This window comes from Methanosphaera cuniculi, assembly GCF_003149675.1.
Taxonomy (GTDB): domain Archaea; phylum Methanobacteriota; class Methanobacteria; order Methanobacteriales; family Methanobacteriaceae; genus Methanosphaera; species Methanosphaera cuniculi.
Map to the genome: position 1 here is coordinate 14,248 of NZ_LWMS01000044.1, position 25,202 is coordinate 39,449.

At 30.5% G+C, this 25,202-nt stretch carries 18 protein-coding genes and 1 pseudogene; all 19 read left to right on the forward strand.

What is annotated here, in order from left to right; all coding sequences use genetic code 11:
- The first annotated feature begins 57 nt into the window (after nucleotides 1-57).
- The 19 genes and pseudogenes from MSCUN_RS06350 to MSCUN_RS06445 all read left to right on the forward strand — a co-directional run bounded on the left by MSCUN_RS06350 (nucleotide 58) and on the right by MSCUN_RS06445 (nucleotide 25,193).
- Complete coding sequence (locus MSCUN_RS06350; RefSeq protein ID WP_095608001.1) at nucleotides 58-1,287, forward strand: phage major capsid protein; 1,230 nt, start codon at nucleotides 58-60, stop codon at nucleotides 1,285-1,287.
- Nucleotides 1,288-1,431: 144 nt separating this feature from the next.
- Nucleotides 1,432-1,644, forward strand: a pseudogene (locus MSCUN_RS08495) (carboxypeptidase-like regulatory domain-containing protein); the annotation flags it as partial.
- A 330-nt stretch (nucleotides 1,645-1,974) separates the two neighbouring features.
- Nucleotides 1,975-2,466 (forward strand): hypothetical protein, encoded by a 492-nt coding sequence (locus tag MSCUN_RS06360; RefSeq protein WP_095608002.1) that lies wholly within the window; start codon nucleotides 1,975-1,977, stop codon nucleotides 2,464-2,466.
- A gap of 18 nt (nucleotides 2,467-2,484) precedes the next feature.
- Nucleotides 2,485-2,985, forward strand: a complete 501-nt coding sequence (locus MSCUN_RS06365; RefSeq protein ID WP_095608003.1) for an HK97 gp10 family phage protein — start codon at nucleotides 2,485-2,487, stop codon at nucleotides 2,983-2,985.
- A complete protein-coding gene (locus tag MSCUN_RS06370) occupies nucleotides 2,979-3,533 on the forward strand; it encodes a hypothetical protein (RefSeq protein ID WP_095608004.1) in 555 nt (184 codons plus the stop codon). Before MSCUN_RS06365 ends, MSCUN_RS06370 begins: the two co-directional genes overlap by 7 nt.
- A 1-nt stretch (nucleotide 3,534) precedes the next feature.
- A complete protein-coding gene (locus MSCUN_RS06375) occupies nucleotides 3,535-4,881 on the forward strand; it encodes a hypothetical protein (RefSeq protein ID WP_095608005.1) in 1,347 nt (448 codons plus the stop codon).
- Nucleotide 4,882: 1 nt separating this feature from the next.
- The gene (locus MSCUN_RS06380) at nucleotides 4,883-5,284 is read left to right on the forward strand and encodes a hypothetical protein (protein ID WP_095608006.1); all 402 of its coding nucleotides are present in this window, start codon (nucleotides 4,883-4,885) and stop codon (nucleotides 5,282-5,284) included.
- A gap of 323 nt (nucleotides 5,285-5,607) precedes the next feature.
- Nucleotides 5,608-6,093 carry a hypothetical protein gene (locus tag MSCUN_RS06385; protein WP_095608007.1) on the forward strand — a complete coding sequence of 162 codons (486 nt, stop codon included), beginning with the start codon at nucleotides 5,608-5,610 and terminating at the stop codon, nucleotides 6,091-6,093.
- 443 nt (nucleotides 6,094-6,536) lie between these two features.
- On the forward strand, nucleotides 6,537-7,310 hold the full coding sequence (locus MSCUN_RS06395) for a hypothetical protein (RefSeq protein ID WP_095608009.1): 774 nt from the start codon (nucleotides 6,537-6,539) through the stop codon (nucleotides 7,308-7,310).
- A complete protein-coding gene (locus tag MSCUN_RS06400; protein ID WP_095608010.1) occupies nucleotides 7,300-12,378 on the forward strand; it encodes a phage tail protein in 5,079 nt (1,692 codons plus the stop codon). The genes MSCUN_RS06395 and MSCUN_RS06400 overlap by 11 nt, the downstream gene beginning before the upstream one ends.
- A gap of 7 nt (nucleotides 12,379-12,385) precedes the next feature.
- The gene (locus tag MSCUN_RS06405; protein WP_095608011.1) at nucleotides 12,386-13,285 is read left to right on the forward strand and encodes a peptidoglycan-binding domain-containing protein; all 900 of its coding nucleotides are present in this window, start codon (nucleotides 12,386-12,388) and stop codon (nucleotides 13,283-13,285) included.
- Nucleotides 13,286-13,371: 86 nt separating this feature from the next.
- Nucleotides 13,372-13,704 carry a hypothetical protein gene (locus tag MSCUN_RS06410; protein WP_095608012.1) on the forward strand — a complete coding sequence of 111 codons (333 nt, stop codon included), beginning with the start codon at nucleotides 13,372-13,374 and terminating at the stop codon, nucleotides 13,702-13,704.
- 20 nt (nucleotides 13,705-13,724) lie between these two features.
- Nucleotides 13,725-15,566 (forward strand): hypothetical protein, encoded by a 1,842-nt coding sequence (locus tag MSCUN_RS06415; protein ID WP_095608013.1) that lies wholly within the window; start codon nucleotides 13,725-13,727, stop codon nucleotides 15,564-15,566.
- A gap of 39 nt (nucleotides 15,567-15,605) precedes the next feature.
- A complete protein-coding gene (locus tag MSCUN_RS06420; protein ID WP_095608014.1) occupies nucleotides 15,606-16,175 on the forward strand; it encodes a hypothetical protein in 570 nt (189 codons plus the stop codon).
- 4 nt (nucleotides 16,176-16,179) lie between these two features.
- The gene (locus tag MSCUN_RS06425) at nucleotides 16,180-17,160 is read left to right on the forward strand and encodes a hypothetical protein (protein ID WP_095608015.1); all 981 of its coding nucleotides are present in this window, start codon (nucleotides 16,180-16,182) and stop codon (nucleotides 17,158-17,160) included.
- A 4-nt stretch (nucleotides 17,161-17,164) separates the two neighbouring features.
- Nucleotides 17,165-17,407: a hypothetical protein gene (locus MSCUN_RS06430; RefSeq protein WP_095608016.1), complete on the forward strand. Its 243-nt coding sequence runs from the start codon at nucleotides 17,165-17,167 to the stop codon at nucleotides 17,405-17,407.
- Nucleotides 17,404-18,795, forward strand: a complete 1,392-nt coding sequence (locus tag MSCUN_RS06435) for a hypothetical protein (protein WP_095608017.1) — start codon at nucleotides 17,404-17,406, stop codon at nucleotides 18,793-18,795. The genes MSCUN_RS06430 and MSCUN_RS06435 overlap by 4 nt, the downstream gene beginning before the upstream one ends.
- Nucleotides 18,796-18,829: 34 nt before the next feature.
- Entirely contained in the window at nucleotides 18,830-21,055 is a 2,226-nt protein-coding gene (locus tag MSCUN_RS06440; protein ID WP_095608018.1) for an Ig-like domain-containing protein, read from the forward strand.
- 100 nt (nucleotides 21,056-21,155) lie between these two features.
- Nucleotides 21,156-25,193 carry a COG1470 family protein gene (locus MSCUN_RS06445; RefSeq protein WP_095608019.1) on the forward strand — a complete coding sequence of 1,346 codons (4,038 nt, stop codon included), beginning with the start codon at nucleotides 21,156-21,158 and terminating at the stop codon, nucleotides 25,191-25,193.
- Nucleotides 25,194-25,202 lie beyond the last annotated feature (9 nt).

The window sequence follows — 25,202 nt, forward strand, 5'->3', positions numbered from 1 at the left end:
AAAAAATAAAATATTGAATTTTAATAAAAATAATAATTTAAACGGATTTAGATATTTATGTATAAAAAATTTAATGATTCAGAATATGTAAAAGGAACAATACCAACTGATGCAATAAGAAATCAACAACATTTTGTAATGAAATGGGATAAAGGATATCCAACAACATCAAATGATGCAACAACAATGTTTAAACCTGGATATAAACAACAAGCTGAAGCAGATTCATTTATTGCAGAAGTAACAGAAGATTCTGTTATATTTGATAATAGTCGATTTATGCCACTTGATACAGTAGAATTTGATTTCAGTTTCCTTGATGCTGAAGCTAACTTTTATTCAATGAGAGATTTAACTGGAGCAAGTGCAGGTAATCAAGTAGCACCTTTTGACTCTCCAAATGTATCTGAAAATGTACCAACATTTAAAAGATCAAGTTTATACTGTAAACCATTAGTATCATATTCAACAACACCATGGTTAATGGTACAAGAAAATCTTGAAGGAGATAGATTTTTACAATCTTTCCAATCACAAGTAACAGAAAGACTAAAATTTAACTTAGAACTTATTTCACTTTATGGTGTAAATGATCCTACAAAAGGAAAACAAGGAATAAACATTATTGATGGTATGTTTAAACAATTAAAAGATCAATATGACAATGCTTATAAAACAAACTATCAAACAAATGTAAGAACACCTCAAGGTGTATATTGTGGAATAAATGGTGGAGATTTCACAGCAAAAGATCCTGTAAAAATAGATTTTACAAAAACATTAGCAACAGATGGAACTGATGCAGTTGTACAACTTGAAGATATGTTAACACAATTTGGTGTACAAAAAGGAAATAGAAGTAAAGCAAAATTCTATATGTCAAATGAAGCTTATGCTAAACTTATTCAAATAGCACAAAAACGTGAAACACAAATGGCTGATGCTCTTTACTTTGAAGGTGGAGAACTTAAAATTTGGAATACACCTGTTGTTGTTTGTGATGCTTTTGATTATAAAGTAAATGAATTTGGTAATAATATTCTTCTTGCTGATCTTGATTCATTTGTAATTGGTATGAAACGTGATGTTGAAACACAATCAGAATTTAACCTTAGAAATCAAGCTTATGATACAGTAACAAGAGTTTACTTTGATAATCTTGTATTAAGACCTAAAGATTTACTTTATGCTGAATGTTCTGGACTTCCAAGTCAAGCTACTGTTCCAGCTGGTGGTTCATCTTCATCTAGTGGTTCATCATCTACCGGCGGTTCAGATAAAACCTAATGAGTATAATTAATAAACTTTTGATTAAAATATAATATTAAATAATTACTACTTATTTAATAAAAGCAAAGTCTAAGAATAAACTACATACTCTAATAAAATACAAAATAAATATAATATGATATAGCTAAGGAGGTTATATTTATTAAACCAAAAACAAAAAAAGAAGAAGTAGAAAGACTACCACAATGTCAAGTTATCCTAACTGATGGAAAAAAAGAATATACAGGTACAACAGACAAAAATGGATATTTCAATTTTAAAGGAATACCAGATGGTAAATATACACTTAACATAAACAAAGAAGGATACGAACCATACACATACCCTGAACCATTAATTCTATCAAATCATACACTAGATGTAAATTTAAGATGTGGATTAACACCTATTAGTGAACCTGAAACAATTGATATAAGATTCGAATTATCAACAAAACCAGGAACAAATGCACAAATAACACTTGTTGATGTTGAAGATGAAACAAATATTTATTCAAATATATTAGCAGAAGATAGTGAAGTAATATTAATACCTAATGTAGCTTATGGAACATATGAAATGCTTTGTTTATGTGATGGATATAAAGAAGTAATTCAAACTATACAAGTAGATCAAAGAAATAATAATCCACGTACAATTACAATTAAACTAGAAAAAGAAGAATAAAAATGGGTATCATTTATTATGGAAAATATAGTTGAAGATGTATTATTTTACTTACCTGATTGGTCTATTCATTCAAAAACAGGAAATAAAAATATTGATTATATAGAACCTTTTTTAAGTGATGAAGATTTAGGTGAAGTAAAAGTAGCAAAAAGGGTAACACCACGTGAAGTAGAAGTTGTATTTAAACGTGCTTATAATCTACTTTTAAGTTATTGTTGTGTTGGAAAATTATCTTTAACTTATCCACTTGTTTATCAAGCATGTTGTACATATGCAGCAGGATTACTTTATAATAAGTATACACTTACAGATCGTACTAATGGTGATGAACTTATACATGAAGCAAAGGAATTAATACAACCATTTGTAAAAGTACGTTATACAAGTTTACTACATAGACCACATCACCACCATTTAACACCACGTAAACACATGTTACATGGAGTAGTATATTGTAAACGTCATGATGTGGAAATAGAAACATTTACAAAGAAAATACAAGAATAAGGGAGATTTTTTTGTGTTATGAATCTTGAACATGTAATAACAATAAAAACAGGCGGAATAGATCAATTTAATATAAAAGGCTTTGGATTTCCAGCACAACTAAAAGGATTAGAAAAAGAAATCTGTAACCATATAAACCAATTAGGACAAGGAATTCAAAAAGTACAAAAACAAGGTTTAGATGAATTAGGAAAACAAAGTCAAAAACTACAACAAGCACAATTAAGAGCAAATAATAGTATTATGACTGGAAATTTATTAAACAGTATACACCAACAAAAAGGTGGAGATAGTGTACATATAGGTACTAATGTATTCTATGCAAAATATGTAGAAGAAGGAAGAGGTCCAATTGTTGCACGGGGAAAAGCATTACATTTTTTTACTAAAAGTGGAAATGAAGTATTTGCAAAACGTGTAGGACCAGCAAGAGCAAAACCATATCTTGCACCTAGTGGTGAAATACTTCCTAGTTATTTTAGTATTATTGATAAACTCTTAGGGGGTATTTCATGGTAATGTTTGAAGAAGTTGGTAATGAAATAACGGGTCTTGAGTTTTTATTTGCAGATACTGAGATGTATAATTTACTTGTACATGCTAAAAAAGAATGTGATGATCCAGTATTGAAATTATTTAATATTAAATATGTTGATAAAAGTTTTGGAGAAAATCCACGAACTCAAGAATTAAATAATATTTATGTTGCACGTTTAGAGTCAATTAATGATTTACATGGAAATGGATTTAATGTGTTTGATACTACTATTCAAATTGTTATTGCAATAAGAGAATATGATACAATAACAGCACAGAAATTACTTAAATCTGTGTATAAAAGAATTCAGTATTATTTTGTAAATGATGAGATTAGTAGTTTTATTCATGTGAACCGGTTTTATTTTGAGTATGAACAACCAGGAATTCTTAGTCGTGCAGTAATAGAATATAAAGTTAAAGAAGTAGAAGATGATCAATACATAGTAGATTATGAAGATCTTTATTTACGTTTAGGTATTGAAACAAGTATTGATAATGAAAAAGTATTTAAAGGAGAATTAAATTAAAATGGCAGATAAATATGAAAGAGGAGATTATACAATTCCTCGTATTATTGTAGAAAATAAAACACAACCTTTAGAAAGACAAATTAATAAAGGTGGTCGTGTTGCAATTATTGGTGCTTTTCCTAGTTTAAAAACATCAATTGGAGCTTACCAAACATTAAGAGATTTAAGAGATGATTTTGGTATAATTGCAGGAACAAAAAGTGAAACAGATTTTGACGGTGCATTAGCAGCTGCAAGATTATTTATGGAAGGAATTCCAGGACATGGGGGGGCTGAACAAGTTATTGTATGTAACATTTCAGAACCATCAAGTGAAACAAATGTAAGTGGAACTGTATCAGATGGTGGAGATGATAATGTTGTAGTAGATCCTAAACGTGGAAGTTACAGTGAAGATGATGGTTCATTACCAGATGATGTTCTTAAAACACTTAATACAAAACTTACTAAAGTAAAACTTGAAAATGCACTTGCAAAAATTAAAGGTGAAGATATAGATTTATTATTTATTGCAACAAGTATTGAAGATGATGGTGATGAAGATAAATCACCTGGAGAATCTAAACCTGCTACACTTGCTGATAAATATGGTCTTATTTGTCAATGGTTAGGAGATGAATTTGAATTACAAAGACCTGTTCAACTTGTAGCACCATTAATAACAAGTACTCCTAGTGCAAGTACTATCAATGAAGTTGGTAATGCTTCAAAAACAATTAAAGTAACAGATGCTACTGAAGTTGCTAAAATATTTAAAGATAATCCTTTCTTATTAGCAGGTTTATATTGTCAAAAACTTACAATTGCTGCTAATCAGTATCAAACAGGAACTCAACTTAGTGTAATTGAAAGTGCTGCTCATATGTGTGCTTTTATTGCTGAATCACGTGTTGATACAAGTCTTACACGTAAAGATATTCCTGGTGTTGTTGGAGTAGATGAAGAACTTTACTTTGGACAAAATGATGATGGTTATAAACTTGTAAGAAGTGGTATATCTGTTATTAGATCTAAAAATAGAGCGGATAGATCTTTCTGTGTTGTTAATTCTGAACTTCCATCAGGTTATGATATTTCTCATATTCGTAGTGTTTCATATCTTATTAAACAATATGAACTTGAAGAATTACTTGGTACATTTGGATCAAATCAAAATATTGAAGCATTTAAAGCTCAACTTAATGCTGTAAATCGTAATATAATGGGTACATTAGGTATATTTAATGATATTGATACTAATGATGTTCAAAAAGTAAGTACAAATGAAGTAGTAATTAATCTTAAAGTGGATATGGCTGGAGTAATTCTAGTTGTAGACCTTGGTGTAGATATGGAGGTAAACTAAGATGGCAACCACAACAACAATGTATAATACTCAAATAACAATTAATAATACTGTAGTAGGATATGCTAGTGAAGTAGATTTAACTATTGATTTTAATCTTTCAGATCAAGATACTTTTGATGGTAAAATTTTATCTAGTTTAAGTCAACCTGGTTGTGAAGTTGAAATTACTAAGTATACAAAACATGATGCTGTAAGTGAAAAAGCATTTATGGCTGCAGTTATGAGTCTTAAAGATGTGCCTGGTACTATTACTATTACTAATATTAAACCTAAAGGAACTATGACATGGGTAATTTATGAGTGTCGTATTGATGAGCTTGAAATTACTGATGAAGCTGGTGAACTTTTAGAATTTAGTTTAACAGTTCAAGGTGAAGATTTTGACTGTGATTGGGAATAGAATTTAATAATTTTCTATTATTATTATTATTATTTTTTTTGTGATTTGAAATATTAAAAATACGTTTTTTTAGGGTTTCATATATAGGTATGTATAGATACTAAATTATTTTATTTTTAACAAAAAAAGAAAGGCAAAACTAAGAATTTACTTTATAATAAGGAGGGAAGGAGTCATTAAATTATTCAAAAAATTGATAATAAAATGAATTTAATTTATTTTATAAATGGCTTACTTCCCATTTTTTTTATTAGATTGCTTACATCTTTTTACATAAATATTTAGTATAAAAAAATATAAATTTTGAGGAGTTATCATTTAAAATGAATAAACAAGAATACGAAAATAAAATGGCAGAAGAAGAACTTAAAAAAACAATAAAAGAATTTGAAGAAGCAGAAGAAGAAAAAGAAAACGAAAATAAAGAAATATTAAATGAAATTGAAGACTTACCTGATCTTGAAGAATATATTAAAAGTGAAGGATATCTAAGAAGTGGAAAAGATAATCGTATACCATTAAAAATAGATATTAATGGAACACCAGTACGTGTATATATAAGACCACTTACATCACAAGAATACTATACATTACAACGTAAAGGAACAGCAAGTAAAGAATCATTAGATTTATTAGCATGTCAAGAAGTATGTACAGATAGTAAAGGAAAAAAAATATCACCTATTATATTAGATCAATTACCAGCTGGAGTAATACTTTCTATAAGTACTGCTATAACTGCTGCTAGTGGTATTCAAACAGATGAAATAGATATGACTGAAGTGGTTAAAGATTTTCTAAGAGATTAAGTCTTAAAAAGAATGGGAACATGGCTTTTTTAACTTCTTTATTTTGGGCGTCTGGTTGTGATCCTCGTTCTGTTTTCTATACTTACCCAGATTTAACACCTTTACAAGAACAGGTATTAGTGGTTTTAAATAATTGTATAATTGAATTTAAATCACAAGGAGATGTATTTGCTACTATTTAGGTAAGATTATGTTTCGATGGTTCTTTCTTTATTATAAAATAGGTGTTAGTTTTCTAAAGCTACTTTTTTTGTATATTTTTTTTGAATCCTTACATCATACAATTAATAGAAAGAGGAATTTTATTTTTTTTTTATTTGATAAAATTATTATTTTTAATAAAAATTCCATTTATTATTCAATCCCTAAAAAAATTGATGAAATTAGAATCATAAAAAAAGGATTAAAAATAATTAAAAAAAAATAGAGGTGTGAAAAACAAATTGACAAATGAAATATCAGAAAGATTTGTAAAAGCAATAACTAATTATGTTGACTCAGCACCTACACAAACAACAACACCTAAAATAGGAACAATCACAGAAGTAAGTGACTACATGAATTATTGTACAATAACATGGGATGAAGGAACATTAACAAGAGTTCCATGTCATGGATTACCAAAAGTAGGAACGACTGCAATAATAACATTTATAAATGGAAATTATCAACAACCATGTGCAATATGTGACCCTAAAAACATACTAGATGAAGAACTTGTAGATGAATATCGTATGGTTAAATGTTTTAATTATCATAACAATGGAGATTTCACATTTAACAAAACAGGATATACGGGAAATTTTACAATAACTGATAAAGAATCATATACAGATGTAAAAGGTAGATGTGCTAAACTTGAACCTAACCAAACACTTACATTTCAATGTGATCTAAGAAATATTATAGATGAAATGGATGTATGGGATTTAAGAGCATTTTATAAGGGATTTTCTAAACTACAAATAAGAGTTAAAGATTTAGAATATAATGAATATTTACATAATAGACCAACACCAGGATATGATACGATGTATTGGCAGTGTATGTCTAGTAAATGGTATCAAAATAAGGAAATATTTGTAGGTAATGCTAATGCAGAGATAACATTTAAAAATGTGGGTGATAAAACCATGTGGATAGATGGAATAGTTGTATATGAAAATAGTAGTGACACTGAATATTATCATAGTAGGGGTGATATAAGTGGCATCTAGTTATTCTTATAATATTGAACTTGATTGTGAAGCTAATACTAGTCAACTTAAAGATGTAGCAACAGCATTACAAAAAATACAGAAACTAGCTAGTAAAGAGATTACAGTAGAAACAAATACGGGTAAAATAGTATCAGATGCAAAAAATGCAGAAAATGCACTTAAAAATGTAGGAAGTGTAGGTAAAAAACTAAAAACTGATCTTACATTTAATGCACCGGGATTAAATACTATAACTACACAATGTAACAAAGCTGTAAATAGTCTTAATAAAGTTTCATCTAGTGCTAATAAAGTTAAAAATTCACTGAATGGAATCAAAGGCGGAGATTTTAGTAAACTTGGAACTAGTGTAAGTAAATCTGTATCTTCCATGAAATCACTTAATAAATATATAGGAAAAATGGGGGATAATGCGGGGAATATTGATGGAAAACTTTTCAAACAAATTCAACAATATGCTCGGACAGCTGCCAGTTCATGTAAAACTTTAGCAACTGCAATTAAAAGTGTTGCAAGTGCAATTAAAAGTATAAGTCCTACTAAAATTACAAACATAGGTAAATCTGCTGAGTCCTCAGCTAATAAAATTGATAGTTTACGAAAAGCATTAGTGCATATTAATAGTTCAGCTTCAAATATTGATGGTAGTGGATTTAGTAAACTTGCAAGTTCTATTAAAGATGCAAAAAGTGCTGCTGATTCATTAAATAAATCATTAGCTAATACTAATAAAGCTGGTGGAAAAGTAGGGAGTGTAGGTGGAAAATCTGGGGGCTCTACTGGAAAACAAGCAACAAAATCCGGATCTTCTGCAGGTGGAGGATTTGATTATAGTGGAGATGATTTGTTAGGACTAGTTGGTCTTGATTCACTCTATGATATGACTATTGGTAATGCTGCAACAAAAGAAGTAAACTCAATAATTTCAAGACAAAGGGGATATGATGTACCAGCAATTGATAAAAAAACTAATGAATCATGGGTTAAGATGAATGATCTTATACCTGCAATGAATGGTATACAGGCATCTACTGGAGCTACTGGTGCTCAAATGAATAAATATATGCCTGCTATTGCTGATTTTGGTACATATGTTCAGGCATTAGGATATTCTGCAGATGTTGCAAACAGTGCAATGTTCGATTTATCTAAAGGTGCTAAAGGTGCATTTGCATCAATAGATAACTTTGGTATAACTGAAGATTCACTTAAAGCTACAGGTGAATGGAATGGAGACTATAATGATCTAGATGGTTTCTTTAAAGCAGTTGGAAAAATTTCTGAAGGAGCTTCAGAATTTCAGGATACTTTCACAGGGAAATTTATTAGATTTAAAAAGGGTTTATCAACTGCTGGTGGTGAACTTGGTAAAGCTGTTCTCCCAACTTTGACGAGTTTAGTTGAGGGTTTTTTATCATTAAACCAAGCAACTGGAGGAAATTTAGCTAAAGGTGTAATGCTTTTTGCATCTGCACTTACCGGACTCACTGTTGGTAGTATGGTAATAAACCGTATTAGTGAAGCATTTTCTAAAGTTAAGGGTAGTATTTCTAATGCAAAAGAAGGACTTAAATCCTTTAAAAGTCTTCTTAGTCATATTAAAGATAAAGGTCTACGCGGTGGACTTGATTCTTGGAAAAAAGAAAAAGAGCAGAAGAAAAAAGATAAAGAATGCGAAGATCCATGTAGTAAAGTAATTGAAAAACAAGAAAAGAAAAAAAAGAAAGCCAAAGACAAAAACAAAGACAAACCACTAAGTGAATGTGACTGTGATAAAGGCGTCAGTGGAAAAGCAAAAGACAAAGATAAAAACAAGGGTAGTAAAGGAAAAGACAGTGGCAAACCTGTAAGTGAATGTCCATTAGAAAATAGGGGATTACCTGTAAATACAACATCAGGTAATACTAAAACTAAAAAAGGAAAAGGAAGCTCATTATATAATAAATATGGAAATATCCAACCTAATAATACTACTTGTTCAGGAAAGAATATGCCAACAGTTAGTAATAGTTGTGGTTGTGGTTTAGACGCTTCTAAAAGTGGTAATACTGCAGGTCAAAGTACTGGTAAAGCTGGTAAAAAAGGTGGAAAAAACACGGGAAAAACACGTAAAGGTGTAGAAAGTGTAGGACGAAGCCTTGATAAAACCAATAAAAAAGCAGGTACATTTGGTAAATCAGTTAATAAAATGGGAAATACTAAAGCATTTTCTAATTTAAATAATACTGTAAATACTCTTGGTGGAAACTTTGGAAAAACAAGCACACAAATAACAAACAGTGTAAATAGTATGGGTAACTCATTTTCTACAATGGGTAGTAAAATGGGTAATAGTATAACAAGTGGACTTAATACAAGTCTTAACACTGCTAATACCACAGTTGGTAAACGTGGTGGAAAACTTGGAAGTATCTTTAGTAAAGGATTTGGAAAATCTAGTAAACTAGGTGGAATCATTGGAAAACTAGGAGGTACTCTTCAAGGTGGATTAGGTCAAAGTATAGGTAAAGGTCTAAGTGGAATCGGTGGAATTGTAGGTAAAGTCGGTGGAAAACTTGGAGGAGTTCTAAGTAAAGGAATGGGAAGTACACTCGGTAAAGGACTTGGTGGAACTATTGGTAAAATAGGTGCTAAAGTCGGTGGAAAAGCACTTGCTGCTGTTGGTGTAAATGCTATTCCTGTTATAGGACAAATTATAAGTGCTGTATTAACATTAACTACTGTTCTTGATTTACTTGGTATTGATTGGTTTGGTCCTCTTTGTGATGGTATTAAAAACTGTGCTAGTTGGCTTACTACTACTCTTGCTCCTGCTTGGGATTGGATTAAGGGTGCTGCTGGTAATACTTGGGAATGGCTTAATAGTACTTTCCAAAGTCTTATGCCTACACTTCAAAGTATTGGACAAGGCATAATGTCTGGTCTTGGTGGGGTTTTCAGTTGGCTTTCTGAGGTTGGTGGTCAAGTATGGAATGGATTATGTCAAGGTGCTTCCATGGTGTGGCCCGTAATTCAACAAATAGGTAGTGCTATTTGGGATGGTCTTGGTGGTGCTTTCCAATGGCTTCAAACTAATGGTCCTATTATATGGGATGGTATTTGTCAAGCTGCACAACAAGTATGGCCCATTATTTGTCAAGGTGCTAGTATGCTTTGGAGTGCTATTCAACAAATAGGTCCTAGTATTCAATCTTTCCTTATTGATCCTTTACAAACTCTTCAAGATATTGGTGGTCAAGTTTGGGATACTCTTTGTAGTGGTGCTGAACAATTACAAGGTGTTCTTGAAGGTGTTTGGAGTGTTATTCAACCTATTATTGATGGTGCTAAGTCAATTCTTGGTCTTGGTGGTGATACTGCTGGTAATGGTAGTACTTTTGGTGGAGGTTCTCAACAAGCTAATTCAAATGCTGCTACTGATCCTTCTGCGGGTTTGTCTGGTTTGATGACTAGTATTGAAGGTATTAAACAAAGTGTTGGTTCTTTAGCTCAGACTGTTACTACTACTATTCAGAGTATAGTTCAAGGTGCTTTAAATAGTATTTTAACTATTATTAATACGATTACATCAAGTATTACTACTGTAATTACTACTATTGCTACTAGTATTCAAGGTGTTATTACTACTATTGCAACTAGTATTGGTACTATTGTCACTACTATTGCTACTAGTATTCAAGGTATTATTATGACCATTACTACATGTATTGGTACTATGGTTTCAACAATTGGAGCTACAATTAGTGGAATATTAGGAAGTATTACAGCAAGTATAACAGGTATTTTAAGTGCTATTGCAGGTAGTATAACAAGTATCATAACAGGTATAGCAACAAGTATTACAACCATCATAACAGGTATTACAGGTGCAATACAAGGAGTAATAAGTGGAATTACTTCAAGTATTACAATGATGATTACAACCATAGGAGCAACAATAACTGCTATAATGGGAACAATTACAGCAAGTATAACCGGTATACTAGGGGCTATAGGATCAACAATAACAGCTGTAAGTTCAAGTATAACTAGTTTACTTACAACATTAGCAAGTACTGTAACTACAATGGCAACAAGTATTCCAACAATGGTTACAACTGTTGTAGCTGGTTTCACAACACTTGGTGCAACAATTACAGGTGTTCTAATGCCAGCTATCACCATGTTTTCAACAACATTTATAGCTGCTATAACTAATATTAATGCACAAGCTATTATGCTTAATGCTAGTTTTGCGGTTCTTGCGGCTAGTCTTACTGTAATGGGTGCATCTGCTCAACTTATGGCTACTAGTTTTGTAGCTGCTAGTGCTGCAGTTACTCTTATTAATTCTGGTATTACTCAAATTCTTGCAAATCTTAATGCAATGAGTGGAGCGGTTGCTAGTGCTTGTGCTGCATTTATGCAATTACCCGCCGCTGTAAGTGGTGCTTGTAGTGCCGCACAGGGAATTCTTAGTAATTTTAGTTCTACAGCTATTAATATAATTGTTCATTGTGCATCAGCTATGAGTAGTGGTTTTGCTGCTAATTTCCATATTGCTCAAGCTATTAGTGCTGAAATGTCTCGTGCATGTAGTAATCTTAGGTCTTGGGGTAATAAAATGGTATCTATTGCAAGAGAAATAGGTACTCAAGTTAAAGAAGCTATTCTTCAAGTTGGAATGGGTATTAACAGTCCTGGTTATGTAGCTCATGGTATTAAAGATGAAATGATTTATTCTAAAGGATTTATGGAAGATCATCAATCTGAACTTTATAAAACTGCTGCTGCAACTGGTAGAAGTATTAATGATGGTTTTGAACGTGTAGGTTATGGACAAGCTCCACGTGTAACTGCTGCTGATGTTTTCCCTAGTGTTGGTCAACAATCAAATAATGATAATAGTAAAACTGCTAATACTAATAATAATAGTCCTACAGAGATTACTTTTAATATTAATAATCCTCGTTTGGATAGTAAAGAAAATATTGAACAATTTGCTGATGCTGTTATACAAAAACTTACATTTGATACTGTAAGAGCTGGAAGAACAGTTAATAATACAATGTATATGGGAGATTAGATAAGATATGGTTAAGTATTATGGATTAGAACAAGATAAAAAAAATTATTTTATTATGAATGGTCATCCATTTAATGTTGATCTTGAAATGGAATCAACAAGTACGCTTAATATTAAGAAAACACCTATGTATGTAAGTAGTAAAGATTGGGGTTATAATTATATTCAATGGTTAAGTTTCAGTGGTGAAGAATTAAAATTAACTGTTTATTCAAAAAATAGTGAATCTTATACTGGAAACCCGGTTTATAAAGGAGATAATCGTAAAACAAAATTTTATGATAAACCTAAAACTCCACATGCTGTACTTAAATTTTGGGCTCAAAACTTTATTACAGTAACTGTTGAAAGTAAACTTCAAAGTGTAGAAAATGGTGATTATAAAATAACAGATTTTTCACAAAGAAATATGACTCAGGATTTAGTACGAAGTGATTTTACATTAACTGAGTATAACCAAGAAGATACTGATATAACACGTTCTTATTATGCTCCAGAACAAGCAGGTCGTAATGATGCTAGTGATACAACAGGTACAGCTCTTGAACTTGAAAAAATAGGAGAACATAAACAAACTTGTACATGTACCCCGGGGGCTGAGACTGGTGTATGTACTGCTCCTTATGAAGAAGAAGTAGTTTCTATTCAGAAATTACTTAGACGTGTAGGTTATTATCCTCATTATACTAGTGTTAATAATATGTTTCAAAGAATGGATGGGAAATATTGTTATTATACAAAAAAAGCTGTTGAGGATTATCAGAAAGCTAATGGACTTAGTGTTACTGGTGTATTTAATAAAGCTGTGAAAGATAAGTTAAAAAAAGAATTATGTAGTGATGATGCTGATGATGATAAGAAAACTACTAATTCTTCTACATCATCCACAACAACTAATACAAAATAAAAAGGGAAAATGATTAATATTTTTTTCCATTTTCATTTTTTTTTATTAGGTAATTGAATTTTTATTTTTTCAGGGAGGAATATATATTGGTTGATAATAGTAATGATAGTACAAGTACAGATAAAAGTACAACAGCTGAAAAAAAGCAAACAAAATCTAAAGGATTAAAAAGAAACTATGCAAATGATTATGATCCCTATTGGAGTGACACAGTAGTATATGATACAGTAACAGGGCGTGTAAATGATCTTCCTAATATTAACATATATATAAGTCATCAAATAATGAACACTGAAACAGAAGGTGTTAAATTAGATGAAGGAAACGTACTAGGAAAAGAAACTATAGGTGGATCAAGTAACAATAATTCAGATAACAATAATACAAACACAGATAACACTGATAATAATAATTCATAAAAAAAAAGAGATGAAATACTATGGCTGATGGAAAGTTATGTGTAATAGCAACAGATAACATTGACAGTAGAAGTAAAGATCAACAAAGAATGGAAAAAGTAGCAGCAGCACTAGAACAAGCAGGATTTAGAACAAAAATAGGAGGAATAGGTCCTAACACACACTATTCTGCTGCATCACTTCTTGAAAGTGGAGGATTCTTTGTAAATATATATGGTGGTGCATGTGCAGGTACTCTATGGGATATAACTCAGAAATACTACTTAGATAAAATTGGAAATAATACTCAAGTATGTGCATTTACTCATCATGCAAAAGATATAACAAATCTTAACTTTTTAGAAAGAGCTCATGATGACAATTTTAGTCGTAGTAGTTTTAAAGGACTTGATAAACCTGGAGAGTTTCTAAATCAACATGGAATAAAATGGTTTCATAGTAAAGGTGAAGACCAATTTCCACAAGAAGTAGTAGCCTGTGTAACTGGTGCAAGTACGGGTGGTGGAGGTACTACAGAAGTTATTGATGGATTTATGGAATCAGGGCGGGGTGGTGCTAAAACTTCAAGTCCTCAATTTTGGAATGCAAAGAATTTTAGTCCTTATTATAAAGTTCCATTCAGTGAATTTGAAATAACCGAAGAAGATCTTGAAACAAAGACTGCTACATTTACAACGCCTGAACGTATAGATCTTACAAGTGGACGTGTAAGTGTGCTTATTAATGGTGATGTACCTAGTTTTGGGGGAATTATTATTAAACGTGAATATGATCCATCTACACGTCTTTATAAATATACATGCCAAGATTGGATGTCTAGAATAATGGCTAATAGTATTTATGCTGTTCATAGTGGTAAACATACAGTTTATGAATGGATTAAGAAAGTACTTATTGATATTGGTGTACCTAGTACTGGTCTTGAACCTGTAGATCATTATGACACGGCTATTGATAAAAAGATAGAAGATGAGATTAAAAAAGATAAAGATGATAATAAGGAAACCGGTTTAGACAGTGGAAGTAGTGGTAGTTCAAGTAGTAATGGTGAAGATAAAAAAGTAACTATTACAAAGAAAAATGAGACGGGTAAAACAAAGGATAAAAATAAACGAAATCCATTTAAAAAAACACCTGCAGGGATTTATGATTGTCTTACAATTTCTGATTATATACGTACATTACTTTTTGATTATGGTGTGCATGTTCGTTTTTATGGTGATATTAATGGTATTCCACACTTTGAATCATATGATGTAGATAAATATATGAGAACAGGGTTAATTATTGATCAAAATGTAGGTGTTGAAGAGGATTATAGTAATACATTTGATATTACTGATATTGTAACACAGACTATGATTAAAAATATTAGTGCAACTAATCCTATAGGAGAACTTTATACAAGTAAAGATATTTTTGGAGTAAATTTAGCACAATATGTAGGTCGTATGGGTACAATTGTAGATAATCCATCTACTGGAAGTGGTGGTACTACAAAAAGTAGTGGTGATTTTAAGGATGCTTCAGGTAATGTGTACACTAAAGATCAAATTATGGAAACTGAAATGAAAGGAAGTTGTGGAAGAAGTAGTAAACATCCTGCATCTGGTGGAAAAGTTAAAAAATATTGGCTTAATAGGTGTGGTGGATGTAATAAAAGTGGTGTATTAAAAAATAATCCTAAAGGTGTACCTGAAGGTGAAATTACTTGTGGTTCTTGTGATATGGATTATTGTGGTGCATGTGGATATGAGAAGATTAATGGTTCTGAGAAACATTTAACTGAAGTATTCCCTAGCTCACTTGAAAGTACTAGTAATGATGAAGAATCTACTGAAAGTACTAGTGAAACTGATTAAATATTATAATTTTATTTTTTTTGGAGGTGAAATTAAAAAATGCCAACTTATCCATGGGATAGAAGAAAAAAGGAAAGTTCTAAACATTATGATATATTTATAAAATATGTAGAATTAGGAATGGGAAATAGAAGTGTTGATAACTTACTAGAAAAACATCCAGATATCAAACTTAAAAAAAAGACAATTCAAAATATAAGCAGTAAATGGGAATGGGTTAAAAGAGCTGAAGCATATGATGAACATGAAACATTAGAAAGACATAAAAGATATGAAGGAAAACTAAACGTGATACTAGATACTGAAGTAGAAAGATTAGTAGATCGTTTAAAATATATAAATGAGAATATAATTGAATTAAATAATAATTATGATGGAAGTAAACAAACATCAATATCACATAGCTTAGCACAAAACGTTAATGCACATAAAAGTACTCTTGAAGAATTATTCATGATAACAGGTAAACCAACCGAAATACGGGACGTGAAAAATAATACAACTTTAAAAGGAAAATTAGAACACAATACAAGTATAGAATACGATGCACAAGCACACCGTGAAGCAATAGAAGATCTACTACAAAAAAAAGAAAACAAGGAGGATTAATCTAATGGCAGACAACACAAGCGATACAACCACTGGAACTGAAGCTGGTACAACAACCACGGATACAACAAATACTAGTAGTAATTCTGGAGAAACAAGTCAAAACGTGGCAAAGAATGATCCAGCTAAAAACAAGAAAAAAGCAGGTCTTACAATGGCTGAACCTATACGTAAAATGTTAGAATTTAAAATTAAGTTTCCAGGAAGTATTAAAGGTGTTCATACAAATCAATTTTGTTGGATAGCTGTTGATGATAATTTCTACGATGATTTTTATGGAGATATTGCAGAGATTATAGGTGTAAGTAAATTTGCACGTTATATGGGATTTGAAAAAAATAGATTTTATATTGAAGGTGTAAAGACAAGTTTTTCACTTACTAATGGTATTGAAACAGAATTAACTCTTAATCCTTTTGCTTCTACTTATTCTGAGTATATGAAAAATCAACAATCAGCTGAAAAAGCATTACAAGATGCTATGAATAAGAATAATGGTAGTGGTGGTGGGGGTAGTGATACTACTGGTACAGGTCTTGTTAATATGAGTGGTAATGATTGTACTCCTACATTTGATTTAGCACCATACACTGATACAATAAAAAGTACTAAGATTGGAAATAGTAGTGCAAATTATGCTACAGATACTGCTAATATGAGTGGTAAAGAAGCAATACTTGATATATTTAATCGCTTTAGGTATTCTGGATATCCAAATAATCGTACGTGTCCTCAGAAAATGTGGACTAAAAGTGGTGCTATACGGGGAAATTGTGCAGATATCTCAAGGCTTGTAAAATGTGTTGGAGACGTACATGGAATGAATGTAGGTATTAAACACGTGCCTAATCACTATCATAATCTTATTGAAGTTAATGGTAAAGTGTATCGTTTTGATTGTTGTTTTAAAGGTGGACGTGCATCTTCTGGTTATGGTGGTGGAATAGTAAATAATCTTAATCGTAATGGTGGTCCATGGTGTTGATATTATGATTAGTCAAGAGTTAAAAGAAAAAATTATACCCAATCTTAAAATTATATTATTGGAAGAATATCATGAATATATGAATTATATGTTTGATGAGGTGTATGTAACAAGTGATAAATACGGTGAAAAAGTAACACTTAATCCTCCATATAATGGTCCAGCGTTACAGTTTGATATGCTTACAGGTTCATTTATTGAAATAACTGACTGGGAATATATTAAAAAAGTTGGTGATCGTTTATGAATGAATTTAATATTGGTACTGATATTGATAGACATTGGTATCTTGGACGTAGTGGGGATCTTGCACTTGTAAGATATGGTGATAATTTAGCACAAGCGGTTTATAATCGTCTTACATGTACTGAAGATGAACTTGGCTGGTGTTATTATAAGTATGGTGGAGATATTTATAAGTTTATTGGACTTCCTAATACTGATTTGAATCGTACACAACTTGCTAAAACAATACGTAAAATAATAATGAAAGATCCACGTTTTGCAGATGCTAATGTAAAAGTTGTAGATTGGACTCCATGGATTATAGGAGTACATATAACAGCTGATGTAACTGGTGAATATGAAAATTTTGATGAATATTTTATTTTTGGTAATGATCATGCACTTACAATGGGTCATAATGGTTTAAGTAATCCTGGTTGGCGTGATACTTATATTACTAGTCGTTGTAGGTATTATGGTATACCGGGGCGTAAGGTTTTACTTCATGCTCATGTTTTACAGATGGAGACTGATGAGCCTGTTCCTATTGGTAATGTAAGTGTTTATATTGGTGATCGTATTATTAGTAATGAAAATGTTGTTGATAGTCCTTATGGTTATGAACATAATGTTATTAGTAGTGTTGAAATACAACAAAGTATGGATTTTGAGCCGGGAACGGTAACTATTCCTATTACTGTGCCTAAATACCTTGAGTATGGTAAACATCCTTTAACATTACGTTATGATGGTATTAAGGGTTATAATAGTTGTACTTATCAGACTAATATTCATATTGTAGATAGGTTTGATACACATCTTAAACTTGATAAGGATAAATATATGGTTGGCGTGTATGGAAGTAAAAGTACTGAAGTTAATGCAACTGTATTAGATGCTAATGGTTTATATGTACATCATCAAAGTGCAGCTGCTAATTATGATGATGAGTTAACAAGACGTGCAGATCGTGGAGAAATACGGTATACTATAGATGATACTAATGGTCGTGTAAATACTCGTATGAAGATGATAAGTTCTGAACAATCAGCTCTTGGTCAACTTAAAAGTATTGATTTTAGGGTTGTTGATGAGTATGGACGTCTTGTAGATCTTGGTGGTGAAAATAGTGTAGTAACATTATCTACTGTTAATATAGATGCTTTTCTTCAAGTTACTGGTAATCTTCCTAGTGTTGTATTTACAAGTAGTGTTATGCTTGTAAATGGGTATAGATACAGGTTAGAAGATGAATATGGTAATTTAATTGATATTGTACGATATAATGAAGCTGAGCATACTTTGATGAGTGATACAAAAAATGGAAGTAATGAAACTGTAATTGTTCGTGAGGATAGTAATGCTAAGAAGATTAATGGTGTTATTAAAGTTACAAGTGGAGTAAACTAATAATTATTTTTTTATAAGGGAGATAAGAAGGTAAATGGTAGAAAAAGAAATAGGAAAAGGAACTGTAATAGATGGAAAAGCCACTACAAACTGTGTAATCGATAATAGTATAAATGTAGGTGATTATGAATTAACTGCAGAGTACTTAGAAAACACAGTATATAATGGAAGTACATGTAAAGCAATTCTAAGTGTAGGATATAATATAACAGTCTTTGCACCTGATGTTTATTATTGGGAAAATAGATTAGATGATGTAAGAGCAAAAGGATACTTCTATGCAGGTGTTAAACCAATAGAAGAAGGTAGATGTCGTATAAGTATGGATGGATATACACCTCCAACTTCTCCTAAATATCAGATAACAGCAGGTCAGATAAGTACTGTAAGACTTGGTGGAAATACAACAGAACAAACTATATTAAATCTTATTTATACTGGTAGTGAAGAAAAACATTTTAATCCGGGAGAAAGTAATAATTTTTATGTTCATGAATTACCTATAGAAGGAATAATTGATCCTGGCAATCCTAGTATTACTGATTTTAATAAACGTGTAGATACAAATAATTTTTATCCTACTGTGATATGTGGTTGTACTGCTGTTAATCCATATGATAATACAAATTGTGTAATTAATGTACGTGTTGTTAATAGTAAAAATTCATCACAACATCCTACTGATGGATGGATAAGAATAGAGGTAGATGGAACTCTTACTGATTGGGTTCGTGTTGATAATGATGGTATGGTATCATTTGAACAAGCACCACCAATTACACAAGGATCATATGAAATTAAATGTTATTATAAGGCTGAAAATACTAGTAAATGGAATAATGGAATTGGTACAGGTGCATTAATTGTAAGTTCATATGAACCTAATATAGATTATCCAACAGCAACTAGTGTGGAAAATGAATATAGTGGAAATCGTGGAGATACTGTTGAAGTTATATGTCGATTTTATCAACCAGATGGAAATCTTACACCTGTAAATGGTGGACGTGCTTCTATTTATATTGATGATAATCTTTACACATGGGATAATGGAGAAACTAAGCTTGTAAGTGTATCTAATTCAAATGCTTATAATTATAAAGATACTTATTTTGGAAAAGGTTGGGCTGTATTTAGATTAACACTTCCTGATACTGAAGATTTCTTAGAAGGTGGACATGTAATTAAAGTTCTTTATTATGATCCAAGTGGAGAAGTATATACTTATAATGATATTGCAAGATTGTATCTACGTCGTCCTACAATGATTACTTTTAATAATGCAAATAGTCGTGTAACAACTGATAATAATGGTGTTGTTGAAGAATCTCAAATTTATTATGTTGATGTTAATCAAGTAACATTTGAAGTAGGAACAGATATAGAACATACAGGAATACCTAAAGTAACTGTGGGTGAAGGGGAAGTACTTATAGCATATGATAATATTAATGCAACTTTACCTGGTGGTGATTCTTCAGATGAAGATTTAGAGGAAACGGAAAACTTAGTAATCACACATGATATGGATATGAGTAATATATGGTATCCTGTGTTAAATGTAACAATAACTGATGAACAAGGTGAAGCACTACCTGATATGAATGTATCTCTAAGTATAGATGGAAATAAAGAAATTTTAGTTACTGATACTGATGGTATTGTAACAAAAACTATTCAATCACCTGATAATGCTTCTATTGAAATTAAATGTGGTGGGGAACATACAAATTATAATGAAAATGTAAAAACAATTGATTTCGTACCTCAAAAAACTACACTTACATTTAATGAAGAAATTGGTGGTGGAGATGGTCGTTCAAATATTTACTTTAAAAATATTAATAATGGAAATGATTATGTAGGATATCATAATGATGAAGATCCTGGTAGTTTTGAAAATAGTGTAACTAATGAACAATTTAAAGGAACTAGTAGTGATGATATGACTTATAATCTTGTATATGATAATTCAAATCCTATGACTATTACATACAGTGCTAAAGAAATTGTCTTTGAATTTACTTCTAGGAAAGATAATAGTGTAAAAACTGTTACACTTGATATAAGTGATCAAGATATGAGTAATTATAGATTTACATGTAATGCAAGAGGATCAATTACTTTAACTGATTTCAAAGTAAATGGTGCTGAAAATGATCATGTATTTGATGAAGGATATTGGGCTGGAAGTGTTACAATTTCTACAGAAAATAAATCTATTAAGTTTGGAAATGCTTATTGTAATTTATTCCACTAGAAAAGGGAGAACAAAAAAAATAGAAAATTATGGAATTATAAAAATTTGATTTATTTTTTTCATAATTTATACTTTTTTTTATTTTGAGGTGAAAAGAAAATTGTATATAAAAATAAATAAAGCATATATAGGAGTAAGTCCACGTGAAAACTACTTAACAGTATATGCAGATATAGAATCAGATGATCCACAATCAAAAGATATAATATTTCAAATAGATCCAAGTGAATATGCACCTATAAACTTTCCTAAAATAACATTACCACGTGCAGGAACATCTATAGAAGGGGTTTATAGATGGGAAAATGTACAAGTAGGGCATGTAAATAAAAATAGTCAAGGAATTAATTTTCCATTAATATGGGAGTATCAATTAAATTTATTATATGAAGGAGAAACTTATGATTCATATAATACAGGAATCAGTAAAATATTAGGACGTGGGATTGTCCATAATGGAAAAGCAACAGCTAATATAACACAATCATTCAGAGAAGAGCCAGATGATGAAGACCTGGATGGTGAATACACATGTATGAATGCTGGAACACAATTCATAGAAGCAAGATATATACAAAATGGAAAATATATGGGAACTAAAGCAATTGGAGTAATTGATATAAATAATGTATATAATTTTAAAGTATATCAACTTGCAAATCGTATAATTAATGAACAAGAAAAATTAGTCATAAGATTAGTAGTACATGATGTAACAAGAGGAACACTTACAGATCGTGAACCAGGGTATTATTATATTGATTATTATAATACAAGTGGAACATTTATAGAAACATTACAATTAACAAAAGAAATAGACCCCGAAGATCCAACAAAGAAATGTTACATGTATGATTTACTATTAGATAAAGCTGAAGTAGAACAAGAAGGAATATATCATACTTATACTTTTAAATGCTCAGATAACAAAGGACAAGAACATGTAGTAAATGATAAAAGAATAGACATAACAACACCACATATAAGTAATATAACTTATTTAAATGATAATTTTAACAATATATATAAGCCTGGTGAAACAATTAACATAGATGCAGTACTTGAAGATCAAAGTCAGACCATTACAGATAATTATGGAAATACTAGACAATTACCATTAAGTGGAAGAACTGTATACATAGGACTTATGTCAAATCATAAAGACCCAAATTATCCAAATAATGATTCACAAAAAAGTAATGAAATAACAATAACAACTGATGCAAATGGAGAAATACATACAACATATACAATAAAAGAAAATGCTTATAAAACTATTGATAATGTTGAATTAAACCCAAATACATACTATGTATATATAAGATATCCTGGAGAAAAAAATACTGATACAAATAGAATTATAATGAATCCTAGTTTAGCTATAACAAATACAAATGGATTTAATATGCAATTTTGGGATATGGAAATCAAACCATCAACAATACTAAGAATAGATGCAGATAATAATATACAATTCACACAACAATATCTCAAAAAGGGTACAGCAACAGTAATGAACAATATGAATGCAAATAGTAAAATTATAAATCAGAAAGGGGTGCTAATAGACAATCAAACACTCAAAACTGATGCAAATGGAGAATGTACTTATAATTTTACAAATACATCAAAATATAGTGAAAATAAGTATACTTTACAAATTAAAGGAACTCATACAAATAAGAAAAATGTGCAAGATAATGTTATAACAAGGGAATTATTTTATAGACATAAAGTCAAAGGTAATGTAACAATTACACCAAAGGAAACTTCTAATTTACAAGTAGGAAAACCTATAATTGCTAAATGTACATTAGGAGATTTAAAACCATTAAATAATACATTAGAATATCAAATACTAGTCTCACAAAACATTAATGGAACAAATAAAACAGTATATTCTACTTCAAAACAAACATACACAGTAAAAAATGTGGATAACCCACAGAATGAAGAAATAAGTTACACATTCTCACCAAATAATTTAATAGCAGGCAATGCAACTGTAACATTTAAATTTTTTGAAAATGAATATACCTTAACCACTGAATTAAGCACTGATGGAACTTTTACTATACCTAGTGGTATTAATTGTAGTGATGTACGAATAACATATGGAGAAACAGCTCATATTCAAGCAACATGTAGTGATGTACTCACTAAACCTGTAACTGTAACACTACTAAAAACATCGGGAGAAACAATTAATGTTGGTACAACTTCTCAAAAAACTGATAAAACTATAACTTTTGATATACCTAAGTCATATGTGGATCAAGCAGCAATAAATTCTCAAGGAAATAGGGCCGATGAAGTAGGATATTATATAACAACAAATAGTGTTGATGGTGGAGTAAAATCAAACACGGCAAAAATACGAATATATAATGATGTAACATTAGGAATAAGTAATTATAAAAAATACATTTATAACAATAAAAATAATCCTCAAACATATACATATGAATATAATATAAATTGTAGTGCTAAACGTGGACGAATACACGCTTATATTGCAACCATTGATGGAAACAGTAAATATTATCTTCCATCATTTAACATTGAAGATGGTACACAACAAAAAGTACAACTAACAGCAAAATATATTAAAAGTGGAGTGGATTATAATCTTTATCTACAATATGAACCACCAAATGATTCATATTATAATAGTGCACAGGCAATTATTTATAAAGTATTATGGATCAAAGAAGATCCTCATTTAACATTTATTGCTCCTACTATTATGAATGCTGGTGATTGTTATGTAAGACATGAATATCCAAGTACTCTTAGTCCTACACCAACAGGAACGATAACATATACTGTAGATAATGCTAGTTGGAATGGAAATATTGGTGAAAGTAAAATAATTGATTTTAGTAGTGTACGGGGAAAAACAAAAACAATTAATATAAGATATAATGGGGATGCTTATTATTATCCTATTGAAACTAGTTTAAATGTAACTGTACGAAAACAACCTACAATATCAATAACAGTTGATCCAGCAAGTGAAATAACTAAAGGAGATACACGTAATGTTACAGTACAAGTTTTATATGAAGGTTCATTAATAAATAATCTTCTTAGTGCAGCTTTAACAACTCCATCGGGTAAAAGTATAACATTATGTGATAATCAAAGTGGATCTGGTAAATATACTTGGAAATATAAATTTGATGAAAGTGGAACTTATAATATAACAGCACGTGTTCCTAATTATGATATATATGAATCTCGTATAGGTGGAATAAGTATAACTGTTAAAGAACCTCCAAAACAAGAAGAAACTCCAACTACTACGCCGGTAGTTGAAAAGTATATAACTGGAAGTAATATTCTAAAAGCAGTGACAGAGGGAAATGCAAGCACTCAATTTAATGACTTATACAAAGCAAATAATAGTAAAGAAATAGTTGTATTAATTGGAGAAAATAATGGATTTGATTCACGGATACCAGGACTTAAAAAGTTATGTGAACTTAAAAAATCAAGCTCAGATTACAAACCAAATATATATGCTTTTGTAGTTTGTTATAATTTCAATGCAGCAGGGGATCAATTTGATAATTTCATAGATCCTGGATTTACTCAATTATCACGAAGTACAAATCGTGATGAAACATTAGTAGCACAACTAAAACGTATTGCTCAAATTGATGGATTAACAGGAGTAATAATAGCTGGTGTAAGACCTGCAAATAATGTATCAACAAATAGTAATTATGTAACTGAAGCTAATGCTATACATACTACATTTGTAAATGCTATTAAAGAAATTAATCCTAATTTGAAACTTGGAGTATATGCTTTAACACCTTATAAAGATATTGCAACTAATAAAGGAAGACAAGGGGTTGATGTGGAGACACTTCAAAGTCTTTATAATTTTATATTACTTAATCCTACAATTGATTCAAGCATGACTACTGGACAATATAAAAGTAGTGAAGTTACAAGTGACAATATTAAAACATGGTATAATGGACGTGTAAAAAATTTTGTTAATGCTGTAACAAATAAGAATTGTCAAGTAGTAGCTATGATTAATCGTTCAAAAACAAGTGTGATAAGTCTTAATGATCAAAAAGCACCTTATCCTAGTGGACATGCAAATATATACTTTAATAACTAAATAATTTGG

Excerpts from the sequence above, each read along its gene's own strand:
- MSCUN_RS06405 (WP_095608011.1), top strand. The coding sequence starts at position 12,386 with ATGGTTAAGTATTATGGATTAGAACAAGATAAAAAAAATTATTTTATT.
- MSCUN_RS06360 (WP_095608002.1), top strand. The coding sequence starts at position 1,975 with ATGGAAAATATAGTTGAAGATGTATTATTTTACTTACCTGATTGGTCT.
- MSCUN_RS06350 (WP_095608001.1), top strand. The coding sequence starts at position 58 with ATGTATAAAAAATTTAATGATTCAGAATATGTAAAAGGAACAATACCA.
- MSCUN_RS06430 (WP_095608016.1), top strand. The coding sequence starts at position 17,165 with ATGATTAGTCAAGAGTTAAAAGAAAAAATTATACCCAATCTTAAAATT.
- MSCUN_RS06375 (WP_095608005.1), top strand. The coding sequence starts at position 3,535 with ATGGCAGATAAATATGAAAGAGGAGATTATACAATTCCTCGTATTATT.
- MSCUN_RS06435 (WP_095608017.1), top strand. The coding sequence starts at position 17,404 with ATGAATGAATTTAATATTGGTACTGATATTGATAGACATTGGTATCTT.
- MSCUN_RS06415 (WP_095608013.1), top strand. The coding sequence starts at position 13,725 with ATGGCTGATGGAAAGTTATGTGTAATAGCAACAGATAACATTGACAGT.
- MSCUN_RS06365 (WP_095608003.1), top strand. The coding sequence starts at position 2,485 with ATGAATCTTGAACATGTAATAACAATAAAAACAGGCGGAATAGATCAA.
- MSCUN_RS06385 (WP_095608007.1), top strand. The coding sequence starts at position 5,608 with ATGAATAAACAAGAATACGAAAATAAAATGGCAGAAGAAGAACTTAAA.
- MSCUN_RS06370 (WP_095608004.1), top strand. The coding sequence starts at position 2,979 with ATGGTAATGTTTGAAGAAGTTGGTAATGAAATAACGGGTCTTGAGTTT.
- MSCUN_RS06380 (WP_095608006.1), top strand. The coding sequence starts at position 4,883 with ATGGCAACCACAACAACAATGTATAATACTCAAATAACAATTAATAAT.
- MSCUN_RS06440 (WP_095608018.1), top strand. The coding sequence starts at position 18,830 with ATGGTAGAAAAAGAAATAGGAAAAGGAACTGTAATAGATGGAAAAGCC.
- MSCUN_RS06425 (WP_095608015.1), top strand. The coding sequence starts at position 16,180 with ATGGCAGACAACACAAGCGATACAACCACTGGAACTGAAGCTGGTACA.
- MSCUN_RS06420 (WP_095608014.1), top strand. The coding sequence starts at position 15,606 with ATGCCAACTTATCCATGGGATAGAAGAAAAAAGGAAAGTTCTAAACAT.